Raw genomic sequence first — 17,528 nt, forward strand, 5'->3', positions numbered from 1 at the left:
CGACCGACGAGAACCAACTCCGCCAGTACCTCAAGCGTGCGGTCGCCGACGCCCGCGCGAGCCGCAAGCGGCTGCGTGAGGTGGAGGAGCGGGAGCAGGAGCCGATCGCGATCATCGGGATGGCGTGCCGCTACCCCGGCGGCGTGCGCTCCCCGGAGCAGCTGTGGCAGGTCGTCGCCGACGGCGTCGACGCGGTGTCGGCCTTTCCCGAGGGCCGCGGCTGGGACGTCGACGACCTCTACGACCCCGACCCGGACGCGGTCGGCAAGTCGTACACCCGGTACGGCGGTTTCCTGCACGACGCGGACCTGTTCGACCCGGAGTTCTTCGGGATGTCGCCCCGCGAGGCCCTGGCCACCGACCCCCAGCAGCGGCTGCTCCTGGAGACCGCCTGGGAGGCGTTCGAGCGGGCGCGGATCGTGCCGGAGTCGGTGCGGGGCAGCCGTACCGGGGTGTTCGTCGGGGCGATGTACAACGACTACGGCTCGCGGCCCCATCTGCCGGCCGAGGAGTTCGAGGGCTACCTCTACGGCGGCAGCGCGGGCAGTGTCGCCTCGGGCCGGCTCGCCTACACCTTCGGTCTGGAGGGCCCGGCGGTCACGGTCGACACCGCGTGCTCGTCCTCGCTGGTCGCCCTGCATCTGGCGGCGACGGCGCTGCGCCGGGGGGAGGCCGATCTCGCACTGGCCGGCGGGGTGACGGTGATGTCCACGCCCACGTCGTTCGTGGAGTTCTCCCGGCTGCGCGGGCTGTCGCCCGACGGGCGGTGCCGGTCCTTCGCCGCGTCCGCCGACGGCACCGGCTGGGCCGAGGGCGCCGGTCTGCTGCTGCTCGCCCGGCTGTCCGACGCACGGCGCGAGGGCCGTCCCGTGCTGGCCGTGATCCGGGGGTCGGCGATCAACCAGGACGGCGCCAGCAACGGGCTCACCGCGCCCAACGGCCCCGCCCAGGAACGGGTGATCCGTCAGGCGCTCACGAGCGCGGGGCTGTCGCCGGCCGATGTCGACGCGGTCGAGGCGCACGGCACGGGGACGACGCTCGGCGACCCGATCGAGGCGCGGGCCCTGCTCGCCACGTACGGCAAGGAACGGCCCGCCGACCGGCCGCTCTGGCTGGGCTCGCTCAAGTCCAACATCGGACACGCGCAGGCCGCGGCCGGCGTCGGCGGCATCATCAAGATGGTCGAGGCGATCCGCCACGGGGTCCTCCCGAAGACCCTGCACGCCGAGGAGCCCTCCCCGCACATCGACTGGGACACCGGCGCGCTCGCCCTCCTCACCGAGCCCCGCACCTGGCCGGAGACCGGACGCCCCCGCCGCGCCGCGGTCTCGTCGTTCGGTTTCAGTGGCACGAACGCCCACGTGATCGTGGAGGAGGCGACGGAGGACACGACGACGACGGAGGCGGGTGAGGGAGCCGAGGGCACCGTCGCGGACGCTGCACAGCATCCCGCCCAAGGCGAGTCCTCCGCCTGGCCCGGCCGCCCCCTGCCGCTGGTCCTGTCCGGCAAGGGCGAGCACGCCCTCGCCGCGCGGGCCCGGCAGGTGCTCGACCACCTGGCCGTCGACCCCGCCTCCGCCGTCGACATCGCCCACTCCCTGGTCACCACGCGGGCCGCGTTGGACGACCGGGCCGTGGTCGTCGGCGCCGATCTGGACGCGCTGACCGCCGGGCTGGCCGCGCTCGCCGAGGGCAGCGGGGCTCCGAACGTGGTGCGCGGTGATCGTGCGGGGGCGTCTCGGGTGGCGTTCGTGTTTCCCGGGCAGGGGTCCCAGTGGGCCGGTATGGCGGCCGAACTGCTCGACGCCTCACCGGTGTTCGCGGCAGCCATGGCCGACTGCGCGGCGGCGCTGGCACCGGTCACCGACTGGGATCTGATCGAGACCGTACGGGCCCGGCAGCCGCTGGAGCGGGTGGACGTGATCCAGCCGACGCTGTGGGCGATCATGGTGTCGCTCGCGGCGGTGTGGCGCGCCCACGGGGTGCGGCCCGCCGCCGTGATCGGCCACTCCCAGGGGGAGATCGCCGCCGCGTGCGTGGCCGGCGCGCTGTCCCTGGCCGACGGCGCCCGGGTCGTGGCCCTGCGTGCCCGCGCCATCGCCGAGGACCTCTCCGGCCGGGGTGGCATGATGTCGGTCGCGCTGCCCGAACCCCGCGTGCGCGAACTGATCGACGGCTACGGCGGCCGGGTCGCGGTGGCCGCCGTCAACGGCGCCGCGTCCGTGGTGCTCTCCGGTGACGCCGACGCCCTCGACGAGCTGCGCGAGACGGTGGTGGCCGACGGCGGCCGTGCCAAGCGCCTCCCGGTGGACTACGCCTCGCACTGCGCGCACGTCGAGTCGATCCGTGAGCGGCTGCTGGCCGACCTGGCGGGCATCGAGGCCCGCCCCTCCGAGGTGCCGTTCTACTCCACCGTCACCGGCGGCCTGTTCGACACCACCGGTCTGGACGCCACGTACTGGTACACCAACCTGCGGCAGAGCGTGCTGTTCGAGCCGACCACGCGGACCCTGCTGGACGGCGGCCACGGTGTCTTCGTCGAGTGCAGCCCGCACCCGGTACTGCTGCACAGCATCGAGGAGACCGCCGACGCCGTGGGCACGGCGGTCATCGGCCTCGGCTCGCTCCGCCGTGACCAGGGCGGGCCCGACCGGGTGCTGGCCGCGCTGGGCGAGGCCTTCGTGGCCGGGGTCCCGGTGAACTGGCCGGTGGTGTTCGAGGGCCTGCCGGTGCGCCCCGTCGAGCTGCCGACCTACCCGTTCCAGCGCGAGCGGTACTGGCTGGAGCAGTCGGCACCCACGTACGCGGCGGGCCCCGGCCCCTCGGACCACCCCCTGCTGGGTACGGCGGTCACGGTGGCCGGCGCCGACGAGGTGCTGTTCACCGGCCGGGTCGCGGCGGCCGCCCAGCCGTGGCTGTCCGGGCACACCGTGTCCGGCACCGTCGTGCTGCCGTCGGCGGCCCTGGTGGACGCGGTGGCCCGGGCGGGCACCGAGGTGGCCTGCCCGGTGGTGGACGAACTGGCCGTGCGGGCCCCGCTCGCCGTCCCCGACACCGGTGATGTCCCGCTCCAGGTGCGGGTCGGCGCACCGGACGACTCGGGCCGGCGCCCCGTCACCGTGCACGCCCTGCCGGACCCCGGCACCGGGGAGTGGGCGGAGCTGGCCTCCGGGACCCTGCGCGCCGAGGACGGAACGGCCGCCGGCCCAGTGCCCCAACAGGCAACGTTCGCCCCGTCGCGACGCCCGGCCCTTGACGGGCAAACGTTGCCTGCCGGGGCACTAGGGCCTGCTGCGGGGAGCGCCGACGGCGTCGAGGTGCGGCTCCCGGAGGAGCACGCCGCCGACGCCGGCCGTCACCTCCTGCACCCGGCGCTGCTGGAGGCCGCGCTCGCGGTGGACGGGGGCGAGCCGTTCGCGGTCCGCTGGCGCGGGGTGCGGCTGCACTCCCCCGGCGCGACGGCCGTACGGGCCCGGCTGTCCCCGGCCGGGGAGAGCGCCGGGGAGGCCGTCGTGGGGGAGGGGGCTGTGGAGGAAGGGGCCGCGGAGGAGGGTGCCGTGTCCCTCGTGCTGACCGGCCCGGACGGGGCGCCCGTCGCCACCGTCGACTCCGTCGTCCGGCGCTCCCCCGAGCCGTCGGACCTCATCGGCGGCCCCGGCCCGCTGCGGGCCCTGCACCACGTCGCCTGGACGCCGCTCACTCCCCGTCGGCCGGACCGGCCGGTCGCCTGGGCGGCCCTCGGGCATCTGCCGGACGAGGAGCCCGGCGTCTCGTACGCGGCACACGGGGCGTACGACGGCGAGTCCGGCGTCCCCTCCTACGAGGACCTCGCCGCCCTCGGCCGTGCGGTCGAGTCCGGTACGGCGGTCGACGCCCTCCTCGTCCATCTCCCGGCGGCCGGCAACGACACCGAGGTCGTGGACGGTGTGCACTCGGCGACCGGGAGGGCGCTGGCCCTGCTCCAGGCATGGCTGGCCGACGAGCGGCTGGCCGCGACCCGGCTCGTGCTGGTCACCAGGGGCGCGGTGGCCGCCACGGCCGGCGAGGTGCCGCACCTCGGCGCGGCGGCGGTCCAGGGCCTGGTGCGCTCGGCGCAGTCGGAGAACCCGGACCGGATCGTCCTCGTGGACGCCCCCGGCGCGGGCGCCGATGCCTCGCACGTCCCCCTGGCGCTCCTGGCCGCCCTGCTCGCCACGGACGAACCGCAGGCCGCCGTACGCGACGGCCGGCTCCTGGTGCCCCGGCTGCACCGGGTCGCCCGGGCCGACGCGGGCGACGGCACGGCCCCCCGCTGGCGCCCGGACGGCACGGTCCTCGTCACCGGCGGCACGGGGGCGCTCGGCGCCGCGGTGGCCCGGCACCTCGTCGTCGAGCACGGCGTCCGGCGGCTGGTGCTGGCCTCCCGCCGGGGCGAACGGGCGCCGGGGGCCGAGGAGTTGCGTGCCGAGCTCACCGGGCTCGGGGCCCAGGTGCGGATCGCGGCGTGCGATGTCGCCGACCGCGACGCGCTCAAGGCGCTGCTCTCCGAGATACCGGCCGAGCACGCGCTGACCGGTGTCGTGCACGCGGCCGGGGTCCTGGACAACGATCTGCTCCCGGCGCTGACGTCCGGTCAGCTGGAGGCGGCGCTGGGCCCGAAGGCGGACGCCGCGTGGCATCTGCACGAGCTGACCCTTGAGGAGGAGCTGGCGGCGTTCGTGCTGTTCTCCTCGGTCGTGGGCGTGTTCGGCGGCCCGGGCCAGGCCAACTACGCGGCGGCCGGGGCCTTCCTGGACGCGCTGGCGGAGCGGCGCCGCGCCGAGGGCCTGCCGGCGAGCTCACCGGCCTGGGGGCTGTGGGAGGTCGAGGGCGGGATCAACGCGGGGCTGACCCCGGCCGACCGGTCCCGTTTCGCCCGCGACGGCTTCGTACCGACGAGCACGGCGGAGGGGCTGGCGCTGTTCGACGCGGTGCTGACGGTACGTCACCCGGCTCTCACGGCGGTGCCGTTCGACCTGGCGGCCGTACGGGCCGTGGGCGGTCCGGTGCCACCGCTGCTGCGGGCCCTGGTGCCGGTGGCCGAGCGCCGCCCGGAGCGGGCCGGCGCCGAGAAGGGAGTGCCTCTCGCGGAGCGGCTCGCCGGGATGGACGCGGGCGAGCGGCGGGAGTTCGTGCTGGACCTGGTGCGCGGCGAGGTGGCCATCGTGCTGGGCTTCCGCGACCCGGCCGCCGTCGAGACCCAACGGCCCTTCCAGGAGCTGGGGTTCGACTCGCTCACCGGTGTGCAGCTGCGCAACCGGCTGAGCGCGGTCAGCGGCGTCCGGCTGCCGGCGACCGCGGTGTTCGACCATCCGACCCCGGCGGCCCTCACCGCGTTCCTGCTCGCCGGGCTCGGGTCCGGGGAGGAGCCCGCCGAGCGATCCCCGCTCCTCGCCGAGCTCGACAAGCTGGAGGAGATCCTCTCGACGGCCGGCGACACCGAGAACACGGGTGCCGCCGACGCGGACGAACGCGCCGCCGTCACCGTCCGGTTGCAGACGATCCTGTCGCGCTGGATGGACGCCTGGGGCGGCACGCCCGGCGACTCCGGCCCGGCGGACCCGCTGGAGTCGGCCTCGACCGACGAGCTCCTCGACTTCATCGACAACGAGCTCGGCCGCGCGGGCAGCTGATGCCGCGCCGAACCGTCGTCCCGCACGCCCCCCGATGTCCCGCACCGCTGTCACTGCCGTCACTGCCGTCCCCGAGAAGATGTGAGTTGTCCCATGGCGGATGAGAAGAAGCTGGCCGACTACCTGAAATGGGTCACGGCCGACCTGCGGAAGGCACGCAGCCGCATCGCCGAGCTGGAGTCCGGACGGCTGGAGCCGGTCGCGATCGTCGGCATGGCCTGCCGCTACCCCGGCGGAGTGGCCTCGGCCGACGATCTGTGGCGGCTGGTCTCCGAGGGCCGGGACGCCATCTCGGAGTTCCCCGCCGACCGGGGCTGGGACCTGGAGGGGCTGTACGACGCCGACCCGGACACGCCCGGCACGTCGTACACCCGCGAGGGCGGGTTCCTGGACGGCGCGGCCGACTTCGACGCCGCGTTCTTCGGGATCTCCCCGCGTGAGGCGCTGTCGATGGACCCACAGCAGCGGGTGCTGCTGGAGACCGCCTGGGAGACCTTCGAGCAGGCGGGCATCGACCCGACGGGGCTGAAGACGTCCGGCGTGGGTGTCTTCGTCGGCGCGGTGGACCAGACGTACCTCGGTCTGGAAGGGCCCGAGGAGTTCGAGGGCTATCTGATGACCGGCAAGCTCAGCAGTGTGGTCTCCGGCCGGGTCTCGTACTCGCTCGGGTTCGAGGGGCCCGCCGTCACGGTGGACACGGCGTGCTCGTCGTCGCTGGTCGCGCTGCATCTCGCGGCGCAGTCCGTGCGCAGCGGGGAGTCGGCGCTCGCCCTGGCGGGCGGGGTGACGATCAGTGGTACGCCGGGCGGGTTCGTCGACTTCTCCCGGCAGCGGGGCCTCGCCGCCGACGGACGGTGCAAGTCGTTCGCGGCCGCCGCCGACGGGACCAGCTGGTCGGAGGGCGTGGGCCTGCTCCTCGTGGAACGGCTCTCCGACGCCGTACGCAACGGACATCGCGTCCTGGCCGTGCTGCGGGCCAGCGCCGTCAACCAGGACGGCGCCTCCAACGGGCTGACCGCGCCCAGCGGCCCCTCCCAGGAGCGGGTCATCCGCCAGGCGCTCGCCGAGGCGCGGCTGGACGCGTCCGACGTGGACGCGGTCGAGGCGCACGGCACCGGCACCCGGCTGGGCGACCCCATCGAGGCGCAGGCGCTGCTGGGCACGTACGGCGCGGCCCACCCGGCGGAGCGCCCGCTGTACCTGGGGTCGCTGAAGTCCAACATCGGGCACGCGGTCGCCGCGGCCGGGGTGGGCGGCGTCATCAAGATGATCCAGGCGATACGGCACGGGGTGCTGCCCAGGACCCTGCACGTCGACCGGCCGACACCGCTGGTCGACTGGTCCGACGGCGCGGTGGAACTGCTGACCGAGGAGCGCCCCTGGCCGCACACGGGCCGCCCGCGCCGGGCCGCCGTCTCCGCGTTCGGGGTGAGCGGCACCAACGCCCACGTGATCATCGAGCAGGCCCCCGAGCCGACGGAGGCACCGGCGGACACGACGCGCCCGGCGAACGCGTCGACCGCGACGCCGTCCTCCGGCGTCGCGGCCACCGCCCCTGCGACCGCCCCCTCCACGGACGCGGCCTCGGACGTCGGCACCGCCGCTCCCCCGGTCCCCCTCCCCGCCATCCCCTGGACCCTGTCCGCGCGGACGGCCGTTGCCGTGCGGGCGCAGGCGGAGCGGCTGGCCGAGTTCGTCGAGCGGCATCCTGAGGTGCCGGCCGAGGACGTGGCGCACGCACTGGCCACCACGCGGGCCGGGCTGGAGCACCGGGCCGTGGTGGTGGGCGCCGATCGCGCCGAACTCCTCGCCGCGCTGAGCGCGTTCACGCCGGACGAGGTGGCCCCGGTCCTGCCGCGGGGCGCGACCAGCACGGGCAAGCTGGGCTTCCTGTTCACGGGACAGGGGGCCCAGCGCGCCGCGATGGGCCTCGAACTGCACGCCGCGTTCCCGGCGTTCACGGCCGCCTTCGACGAGGTGTGCGCGCACCTCGACCCGCTGCTGGACCGGCCGCTGCGCGAGGTGATCGCGTCGGGCGACCGGCTCGACGAGACCGGGTACGCGCAGCCCGCGCTGTTCGCCGTCGAGGTCGCGCTGTTCCGGCTGTTCGCGTCCTGGGGCGTACGGCCCGACCTGCTCGCCGGGCACTCGATCGGCGAGCTGTCCGCCGCGCATGTGGCGGGCGTCCTCACCCTCGCGGACGCGGCGGCCGTGGTGGCCGCCCGGGGCCGGCTGATGCAGGCCCTGCCGAGGGGCGGGGCGATGGTGGCGCTGCAGGCCACGGCCGACGAGGTCGAGCCGCTCCTCGCCGGGGCCGGCGGACGCGTGGGCGTCGCGGCGCTCAACGGCCCGTCGTCCACGGTCGTGTCGGGCGACGACGACGCGGTCTCCGCGATCACGTCCACGGTCCGCTCCTGGGGTCGCGCGACCAAGCGGCTGGTGGTCAGCCACGCGTTCCACTCCCCCCTGATGGAGCCGATGCTGGAGGAGTTCGGCCGGGTCGTGCGGGGCGTGACCCTGAACGCGCCGGAGATCCCCCTGGTGTCCACGGTCACCGGCCGCATCGCCACCGAGGCGGACCTGCGTGCGCCCGACTACTGGATCCAGCAGGTACGGCAGCCGGTCCGCTTCGTGGACGCGGTCCGCACCCTCGCCGAGCGGCAGGTGACCACCACTCTGGAGCTGGGCCCGGCCGGGGTGCTCACGGCGATGGTCGACGACTGTGTGTCCGGCGCCGGTGCCGTGACCGCCGTGGCCGCCCTACGGTCCGGCCCGTCCGAGCCCATGGCCGCGGTGGCGGCGCTGGGGCGGCTGTGGAGCGCGGGCGTGCCCGTTGACTGGCCGGCCTTCTTCGCCCCGGCCGGGCCCCGGCGGCGGGTGGACCTGCCGAGCTACGCGTTCCAGCGGAAGCGGTACTGGCTGGAGTCCGGCCCCGCCGAGGCGTCCGGGCGTTCCGGGGGCGCGGCCGGCCATCCGCTGGTGGACGCGGCGGTCGAGATCGCCGGCCGTGACGAGCTGGTCCTCACCGCCCGGCTGACGGCCCGATCGGCTCCGTGGCTCGCCGGGCACACCCGGCAGGCCGAGGTCGTGCTCCCCGTCTCCGCGCTGCTGGACGTGGTGGTCCGCGCGGCCGACGAGGTCGGCTGCACGGTCGTGGACGAGCTGACCGTACGCCGACCGATCGTCCTCCCCGAACGCTCCCGTGTCCGTGTCCAGTTGTCCGTCGGCGCGCCGGACGCCACGGGCACCCGCGCCTTCACCGTCCACACGGGGGCCGACGAGGACCACCCGGCGTGGACCGTCGCCGCCTCGGGGACCTTGAGCCCTGTCGGCCGGGAGGCCCCGTTCGAGCTGGGGGCGTGGCCGCCGGCGGGCGCGGAGGCCCTGGACGCGGCCGAGGGGGAGCGGGCGGCGTACCCGGGTGTCTCGGCGGTGTGGCACCGCGACGGGGAGCTGTTCGCCGAGGTCGCGCTGGACGAGGACACGGACGTCGACGGGTACGGGCTGCACCCGGCGCTGCTGGAGGCCGCCCTGCACGGCACGCTGCTCGCGGCCGGGCGGGCCGGGGTCGTCACGGAGGTGCGCGGGGCCCGGCTGCACGCGGTCGGCGCCGGCGCGCTGCGGGTGCGGCTGACCCCCGGCGCCGAGGGCGGCTGGGCGGTACGGCTCGCCGACCCGTCCGGGCGGCCGGTGGCGTCGATCGCCTCGGCCGTCGCCCGCCCGGTCGACGCGGCCGAGGTCGCCGTGGCCCGGTCGCGTCCGCTGGACTCGCTGTTCCGGGTCGACTGGAACCCGGTCGTTCCGGAGGACCGGGACCGCGCCGCGATGGCCGTGCTGGAGACGGGCAGCGGGGATCTCGGGTTCGAGGACGTCCGCAGGTTCGCCGATGTCGACGCGGCGCTGGACTCGCCGGTCCCGTTCGACGCGCTGCTCGCCCCGTTCGTGTTCGCGCCGGGCGGTGACGTGGCGGCGCGGGCGCAGGAGGCGACACGGCGGGCGCTGGCCCTCGTCCGGTCGTGGCCGTCCAACGAGCGGTCCGCGGACACCCCGCTGGTCGTGGTGACCCGGGGCGCGGTCGCCACCGGCCGGGGCGCCGACCGGCGGGCCGGGGTGTCCGACCTGGTCGCCGCCCCGGTGTGGGGTCTGCTGCGTTCGGCCCAGTCGGAGATGCCCGGCCGGATCGTGCTGGTCGACCTGGACGACGACCCGGCGTCGGCGCAGGCCCTGCCCTCGATCGTCGCCTCCGGCGAACCCCAGGTCGCCGTGCGCGGCGGCACGGTGCTGGTCCCGCGTGTGGCCCGCCTGGCGCCGGCCGACGACGTGCCGGCGCCCACGCCCTGGCGGCGCGACGGCACGGTCCTGATCACCGGTGGTACGGGCGCGCTGGGTGCCCTCTTCGCGCGGCACCTCGTCCGGGAGCACGGGGTGTCCCGGCTGCTGCTGGTCAGCCGCAGCGGCCCGGCGGCCCCCGGTGCGGACGAACTCGCCGACGAGCTGGCCGAGCTGGGCGCCAAGGTGACGATCACGGCGTGCGACCTGGCGGACCGGGAGGCCCTCGCCACCCTCCTCGCGACCGTTCCGGCGGAGCATCCGCTCACCGGGGTCGTGCACACGGCCGGGGTGAACGACGACGGGATGATCGCGGCCCTGACCCCCGAACGGCTGGCGGCCGTGCTGCGCCCCAAGGTGGACGCGGCGTGGAACCTGCACGAGCTGACGCGCGGTCATGATCTGTCGGCGTTCGTGCTGTTCTCGTCGGTGGCGGGTCTCGTGGGCGGTCCAGGCCAGGCCAACTACGCCGCCGCGAACACCTTCCTCGACGCGCTCGCCGAGCACCGTGCCGCCGGCGGTCTGCCCGCGACCTCGCTGGCGTGGGGCCTGTGGGACGCGGCGGGCGGCATGGGCGGCGTCCTCAGCGAGGCCGACCTGAAGCGGATCGCCCGTACCGGTCTGCTGCCGGTGACCGAGGAGCACGGCCCGGCCCTCCTCGACGCCGCGCTGCGGCTGGGCCGGCCGGCGCTCGTGGCCACACCCCTCGACGTGGCCGCCCTGCGCGCCCGCCCCGCCCAGGTCCCGATCGTCCTCGCCGGTCTGGCGCGGACACCGGCCCGCCCGTCCGCCCGGGGCGACGCCGCGGGCACGCGGTCGCTGGCGCAGCGCCTCGACGGGCTGCCGGGGGACCGGCAGCGGGAGGTCGTGGCGGAGTTCGTGCGCGGCGAGGTCGCCCTGGTGCTCGGGCACCGCGACGCGTCCGCGATCGGCGCCGACCGGCTCTTCACCGAACTCGGCTTCGACTCGCTGATCTCGGTGGAGCTGCGCAACCGGCTCAGCGCCGCGACGGGACTGCGGCTCTCCGCCTCCGTGGTCTTCGAGCACCCCACTCCGGCCGCGCTGACGAGGCACCTGTGCGCCGAACTGCTCACGAACACTCCGGAAGCGGCCCCCGCCACAGCCGCCGTGGACTTCGCCGCGGAGGTGCGGCTCGACGACGACGTACGGCCGGCCGACGAGATCAGCCGGGTCTGCGTCGACCCCCGCGAGATCCTGCTGACCGGCGCCACCGGGTTCCTCGGGGCGTTCCTCCTGCGCGACCTGATGCGCTCGACGCGGGCCCGTGTGCACTGCCTGGTGCGCGGCACCGACCGGGCCGACGCCGAACGGCGGCTGCGAGCGAACCTGGAGTGGTACGAGGTCCTCGACGAGGTGGACCCGGACCGGATCTCCGTGGTCGTCGGCGACCTCTCCGCGCCCCGGCTGGGGCTGACGGAGGACGAGTTCGACGATCTGGCGCGCTTCGTCGACGTCGTCTACCACGCGGGCGCCACGGTGAGCTGGCTGCGGCCGTACACCGAGCTGCGGCGGCCCAACGTGGACGGCACGCGGGAGGTGCTGCGGCTGGCCGCCCGGCACCGCACCGTGCCCGTGCACCACGTCTCGACGAGCGGTGTCTTCCCGGCGCCGGCGCCCGGTGCCGAAGGGGTCCCGGCGAAGGCGACCGACCCGACCGGCCCCGCCGAGGAGCTGTGGAACGGGTATCTGCAGAGCAAGTGGGTCGCCGAGCAGGTCATCGGGATCGCGCGGGAGCGAGGGCTGCCGGTCTCGATGTACCGGGTGGACGTGGTCTGCGGCGACCAGTGGGCCGGTGCCTGCCAGACGAAGGACTTCGTCTGGCTGAGCCTGAAGGGCCTGCTCCAGGCGGGCGCGGTGCCGGACCGGCTCGCCGGGTCCTTCCACATGGTGCCGGTGGACTACGTCAGCGGGACGATCACCACTCTCGCGACGCGGGAGGAGGCCGCGGGCGGCACGTTCCACCTGTTCAACGCGCAGGACCAGGCCTTCGCCGACTTCGTCGGCCATCTGAGGTCGTACGGCTACGAGTTGCCGGTCCTGGACTGGGACAGCTGGCGGGAGCGGGTGCGGGCCGACCGCGACAACGCGCTGGTGCCGCTGCTCGACGCCTTCGAGGCCCTCATGGCGGGCGACGGCCGCGCGACCTATCCGCCGCTGGACGTGTCGGAGACGGAGCGGGCGCTGGCCGGCACCGGCATCGAGTGCCCGGAGATCGGGCGCGAACTGTTCGAGAAGTACGTGGGGTTCTTCGAGCGCGCCGGTTACTTCCCGAAGGCCGGCGCCCACGCGGTGCCGACGGCCGACGCATGAGCCGCGCCCCTTCGCGTGGCTTCGGATTTCTACCCAGTGATGTGGACACAGTGAGGAGCGACAACCGTGGGGACAGCTGAACGGAACCGCGCGATCGTGCTGGGCGCGAGCATGGCCGGGCTGCTGGCGGCGCGTGTGCTGGCGGACGCGTACGACGAGGTCGTCGTGGTGGACCGGGACGAGCTGAAGGACGACGACCTGCCGCGCAAGGGCGTGCCGCAGGGCAACCACGTCCACGCCCTGCTGGCGCGTGGCCGGCACATCATCGAGGAGCTGCTGCCCGGCATCACCGACGAGCTGATCTCCACCGGCGCGGTGACCGGTGACGTCACCGGGAACGTGCGCTGGGTCATGGAGGGGCAGCGGATGCCACGGCCCCACTCGGACATGCTGCTGCTGTCGATGAGCCGGCCGCACCTGGAGCAGCGGGTGCGGACCCGGGTGCGGGCGTTGCCGAACGTGTCGTTCCTGCACCGGCACGACATCACCGGGCTGCTGACGTCGGACGACCGGCGGACCGTCGTCGGGGTGTCGGTGGTGCGGGACGGCCGGTCGCGGGAGCTGGCCGCGGATCTGGTGGTGGACGCCACCGGGCGACGCTCCCGCACCCCGGCGTGGCTGGCGGAGCTGGGCTTCCCGGAGGTGGAGGAGGACCAGCAGCGGATCGGGGTCGGGTACACCACGCAGTACTTCCGGCTGCCGCCCGAGCTGATGGGCGACGACATCTCCATCGACGTGGTGGCCTCGCCCGAGACCGGGCGCGGCGCGATCTGCGCCACCATCGAGGGCGGCCGCACGGTGGTGACGGCGTACGGCTTCCTCGGCGACTACCCGCCCCATGACTCGGAGGGGTTCCTCGCCTTCCTGAAGTCACTGTCGGGGACGGACATCTACGACACGGTGAAGGACCACGAGCCGCTGGGTGCCCCGGTGGCGTACCGCTTCCCGGCGAACCTGCGCCGCCGCTACGAGCTGATGCCCTCGTTCCCGGCCGGGCTGCTCGTCCTCGGCGACGCGGTGTGCAGCTTCAACCCGGTGTACGGGCAGGGCATGACGGTCGCCGCCCTCGGTGCCATGGTGCTCCGCGACCATGTGTCCCGGCCGGGCGCGCCGCGTGCCGAGGAGTACTTCGCCGACCTCGCGGAGGGGGCGGTGGACGCGGTGTGGTCGATGACGACCGGCGCCGATCTCGCCTTCCCGGGCGTCGAGGGCGAGCGCACCGAGGAGTGGCGGGAGGAGCAGGCGTACGTGGGGCAGCTCCTGGAGGCGGCCACCCGCGACCACTCGCTGCTGACCGCGTACGCCCGCGTGGTCTTCCTGGTCGACCCGCCGGAGGCGCTCGTCGCCCCGGAGATCCAGTCGGCCGTCCGCGCGGCGTCCCTGAACGCCCCGCTGGTGGCCGAGCCGAACTGACCCTCCCTCTCCGGACTTCCCAGACTTCCCGGACAGCTTGTCTGTGACAGCTTCTCTGTGACGACTTCTCTCTGACGGCTTCTCTCTGATGGCAGGTGACATGAACGACACTCCCGTTCTGGTGCTCGGCGGTACGGGCAAGACGGGCCGCCGTGTGGCGCGGCAGCTCGCCGAGCGCGGGCGTATCGCCAGGGTGGCGACCCGCTCGGGCGCCCAGCGGTTCGACTGGTGGGACAAGGAGACGTGGGCGGCGGCCGTCGAGGGCGTCGAGACGGTCTACGTGGTGGACGAGCAGGGGCCCCACGCGGCGGAACTCCTCGCCGATTTCGTTTCGTTCGCCACCCGGCGGGGTGTGGGGCGGCTGGTGTTCCTGTCCGCGCGGGTGCTGGAGCAGTGGGCGCACGACGAGGGCCGCTTCGCCGCCGAGCGTGCGGTGCGGGAGTCGGCCGCCGAGTGGACGATCCTGCGGCCCACGTGGTTCTCGCAGAACTTCAGCGAGGACCGGCTGCTGGCGCCGGACGTCGCCGCCGGCGAGGTGTTCCTGCCGGACGGTCAGGGCGTGGAGCCGTTCGTGGACGCCGAGGACATCGCGGCCGTCGCCGTGGCCGCGCTCACCGAGGAGGGGCACGCGGGCGAGCTGTACGTCCTGTCGGGGCCGCGGCTGATGACGTTCGCCGAGTGCGTCGACCTGATCGCCGAGGCGGCGGGCCGCAAGATCCGCCCGGTCGTGGTGGACCGCGAGACCTACGCCCGGCATCTCGTCTCACGGGGCTACTCGCGGGATTTCGCGGATTTCATGAACGAGCTCTTCGACACCATTCGTGACGGCCGGACGGCTTATCTCTCCGACGGTGTGCGGCGGGCTCTCGGCCGGGAGCCGCGTGACTTCCGCCTCTACGCGGCCGAGACGGATTGGGACGCGGTCTCGGCACGGTAACAGCCGGCTCTCCACCACTGGTCAGGGGCGGTTACCGGGGTGTGGCCCGGTCGTTCCGGGCGGCCAGTAGCGTTCAACGGGTCGAAATGCGCGGCGCGATGCCCAATCCGCCCGATGTCCATCTGTCAACTCTCGTCCGACTCCCTCGCGGGGGAGTGAATGGAGCGGCTCATCCATGGCCAGCGGAAAGTACGACAAGTATTTGTCGAGCGACATCGAGACGCATCAGGAGATGTTCGGAGAGGCGTTCAACTCCGGTGACGCGGACGCCGTCAACTCGATGTACACCGAGGACGCCGTCGGCGTCTGGGACCCGGGTGTGCCGCTGACGGGCCAGGCCCGTCGGGACCGGGTCAAGGAGTTCATGTCCTACGGCCCGACCGTGGACGCGAAGGTGCTCCAGACCCTCGTGACCGGTGACACGGCGATGCTGATCGTCGAGTGGTCGATGGAGACCAAGGACGCCGACGGCAAGCCGGAGCACCTGGAGGGTGTCGCGGTGGACGTCCTCCAGCGCGGCGAGGACGGCAACTGGCGCTACGTCGTCGACAACCCCTACGGCGCCAGCGGTCCCCGCACCGCGGAAGAGGCCGCCGGGGCGTAGCCCCTGCGGGGCCCGGGCGCGAGAGGTATCCGGGCCCCGCAGGGTTCAGCGGCGTCCGTCGAGGATGGCGCGGCGGGCCGGGGCCGCCCCGAAGGACTGGCGGTAGTCCGTGGGCGTCACCCCGACGTGCAGGGTGAAGTGGCGGCGCAGATTGGCCGCCGTGCCCAGGCCGCTGAACTCGCTGACCCGCTCGATCGGCAGGTCGGTGGTCTCCAGCAGGGTCTGCGCGTGCGCGAGGCGCCGGTTGAGCAGCCACTTGAGCGGGGTCATCCCGGTGGCGGCCTGGAGGCGCCGGAAGAAGGTCCGGGTACTCATCCCGGCCTGCTTGGCCATGCCGTCGACGGTGAGGGGCTGGTCGAGGTGGCGGGCGGCCCAGTCCATGACGGGGGCGAGGCTGTCGTCGTCGGTGACCGGGACGGAGAGGTCCACGAACTGGCTCTGGCCGCCGGGCCGGTGACCGGAGACCACGAGCCGGCGGGCGAGCTGGTTGGCGACGTGGGCGCCGAGGTCATGGCGCACGATGTGCAGGCACAGGTCGAGTCCGGCCGTCATACCGGCACTGGTCAGCACCCGGCCCTCGTCCACGTAGAGGACCGAGTCGTCGACCTCCACCTCGGGGTAACGCTTGGCCAGGTCCGCCGTGTTCAGCCAGTGCGCGGCGGCCCGGCGGCCGTTCAGGAGACCGGCCTCCGCGAGTGCGAACGCCCCGGTGCACAGGGACACCATGCGGGCACCGGCGTCGTAGGCGCGGCGCAGCGCGTCGACGAACTCGGCCGGGAGGGACTCCCCCCGGTTGACGACGGCGTCCGGCACCGAGGGCACGATCACGGTGTCGGCGGTGACGAGGTCCTCGACGCCGTGGGTGGTGCGGACGGAGAACCCCCGTGCCGGGCCGGCGGCGGAGGGCGGGGTCACCGAGCACACCCGCAGGTCGTACCAGGGGTCGGCGAGGTCCGGCTGGGGATCACCGAAGACCGCGTAGGCGATGGCCGTCTCGTAGACCTCGCACACCTGCATGTCCGTGTCGTTGACCAGAGCTATGGCGACAGACCCAGGATTCATACCGCCAAGCCTACGGCAGGAATTTTGCGAAGGTCGGCACTTCTGCCACTGTCCGTCGTCCGCAGCGCGGTGCGAGGGTTGCGGGCAGCGGGTTGGCCATCGCCGAGATGCAAACCATGCAAACCACAGTGTGAATTGGAACGGGAGTACGCCATGTCGAACACCAACGCAGCCCACGCTCCGGTGTCGGTCATCGGCCTGGGTCTGATGGGCCAGGCACTAGCCGCTGCTTTCCTCAAGGCGGGGCACCCCACCACCGTGTGGAACCGCACGACCGCCAAGGCCGACCAGCTCGTCGCCGAGGGCGCCACCCGCGCCGGTTCGGTCGCGGACGCGGTCGCGGCGAGCCCGCTGGTCATCGTCTGCGTCACGGACTACACCGCCGTGCGCGAGCTGCTCGACCCGCTGGCCGGTGCGCTCAAGGGCAAGGTCGTGGTGAACCTGACGACCGGCACCTCGACGCAGGCCCGCGAGACCGCCGAGTGGGCGGCGGGCGCGGAGACCACCTACCTCGACGGCGCCATCATGGCGATCCCGCCGGACATCGCCACCGACGCCGCCGTCCTGCTCTACAGCGGCCCGAAGGCGGCCTTCGAGGAGCACGAGGCGACGCTGCGCGCGCTGGGCGCCGCGGGCACCACGTACCTGGACACCGACCACGGGCTGTCCGCGCTCTACGACATGTCGCTGCTGGGCATCATGTGGGGCATACTCAACGGCTTCCTCCAGGGCGCCGCCCTGCTGGGCACCGCCAAGGTGAAGGCCACCACCTTCGCCCCGCTGGCCAACACGATGATCAACGTGGTCACCGAGTACGTGACCGCGTACGCCCCGCAGATCGACGAGGGCAAGTACCCGGCCGGTGACGCCACCATGACGGTCCACCAGGACGCGATGGAGCACCTCGCCGAGGAGAGCGAGACCCTCGGCATCAACGCCGAAATGCCCCGCTTCTTCAAGGCGCTCGCCGACCGCGCGGTGGCCGACGGCCACGCCGACAGCGGCTACGCGGCTCTCATCGAGCAGTTCCGCAAGCCCTCCGCCTGACGCACGCGTTCCACCCGGCCTCCGGGGTACGGCCCACCAGCCGTACCCCGGAGGCTTTTTTGCATTCCACCTGCACGCAATTCTCGCATTTCAATCCCCGGCCACCCCCTGTCGCCCTCTAAACGGAATTACCCGCGGAAGACCGAAAATCGCT

6 protein-coding genes and 1 pseudogene are annotated in these 17,528 nt (G+C 74.1%); 6 read left to right on the plus strand and 1 reads right to left on the minus strand.

The genetic code is table 11. The features are described from left to right. Positions 1-2: 2 nt before the first annotated feature. From IE262_RS26725 to IE262_RS26745, 5 genes and pseudogenes are all read left to right on the plus strand, one after another. Positions 3-5,651 (plus strand): annotated as a pseudogene (locus IE262_RS26725) (type I polyketide synthase); the annotation flags it as partial. Between the two features lie 93 nt (positions 5,652-5,744). Then, a complete protein-coding gene (locus tag IE262_RS26730) occupies positions 5,745-12,311 on the plus strand; it encodes a type I polyketide synthase (protein WP_189877248.1) in 6,567 nt (2,188 codons plus the stop codon). A 66-nt stretch (positions 12,312-12,377) separates the two neighbouring features. Then, complete coding sequence (locus IE262_RS26735; protein ID WP_189877250.1) at positions 12,378-13,724, plus strand: NAD(P)/FAD-dependent oxidoreductase; 1,347 nt, start codon at positions 12,378-12,380, stop codon at positions 13,722-13,724. 100 nt (positions 13,725-13,824) lie between these two features. Beyond that, positions 13,825-14,661, plus strand: coding sequence for an NAD(P)H-binding protein (locus tag IE262_RS26740; RefSeq protein ID WP_189877253.1), 837 nt, complete (start codon positions 13,825-13,827; stop codon positions 14,659-14,661). Between the two features lie 175 nt (positions 14,662-14,836). Next, positions 14,837-15,265, plus strand: coding sequence for a YybH family protein (locus IE262_RS26745; RefSeq protein ID WP_134034863.1), 429 nt, complete (start codon positions 14,837-14,839; stop codon positions 15,263-15,265). 45 nt (positions 15,266-15,310) lie between these two features. Here IE262_RS26745 and IE262_RS26750 read toward each other — a convergent pair whose 3' ends face one another. After that, positions 15,311-16,327 carry a GlxA family transcriptional regulator gene (locus IE262_RS26750; protein ID WP_189877255.1) on the minus strand — a complete coding sequence of 339 codons (1,017 nt, stop codon included), beginning with the start codon at positions 16,325-16,327 and terminating at the stop codon, positions 15,311-15,313. Positions 16,328-16,480: 153 nt separating this feature from the next. Between IE262_RS26750 and IE262_RS26755 the strand changes: the two genes are divergently transcribed. Then, positions 16,481-17,374 (plus strand): NAD(P)-dependent oxidoreductase, encoded by an 894-nt coding sequence (locus IE262_RS26755; protein ID WP_189877257.1) that lies wholly within the window; start codon positions 16,481-16,483, stop codon positions 17,372-17,374. Positions 17,375-17,528: the final 154 nt, after the last annotated feature.

Origin of the sequence: Streptomyces bluensis, from assembly GCF_014650715.1 — a bacterium.
GTDB lineage: Bacteria > Actinomycetota > Actinomycetes > Streptomycetales > Streptomycetaceae > Streptomyces > Streptomyces bluensis.

Coding starts and splice junctions, on each gene's coding strand:
- IE262_RS26730 (WP_189877248.1), top strand. CDS start 5,745: ATGGCGGATGAGAAGAAGCTGGCCGACTACCTGAAATGGGTCACGGCC.
- IE262_RS26740 (WP_189877253.1), top strand. CDS start 13,825: ATGAACGACACTCCCGTTCTGGTGCTCGGCGGTACGGGCAAGACGGGC.
- IE262_RS26745 (WP_134034863.1), top strand. CDS start 14,837: ATGGCCAGCGGAAAGTACGACAAGTATTTGTCGAGCGACATCGAGACG.
- IE262_RS26750 (WP_189877255.1), bottom strand. CDS start 16,327: ATGAATCCTGGGTCTGTCGCCATAGCTCTGGTCAACGACACGGACATG.
- IE262_RS26755 (WP_189877257.1), top strand. CDS start 16,481: ATGTCGAACACCAACGCAGCCCACGCTCCGGTGTCGGTCATCGGCCTG.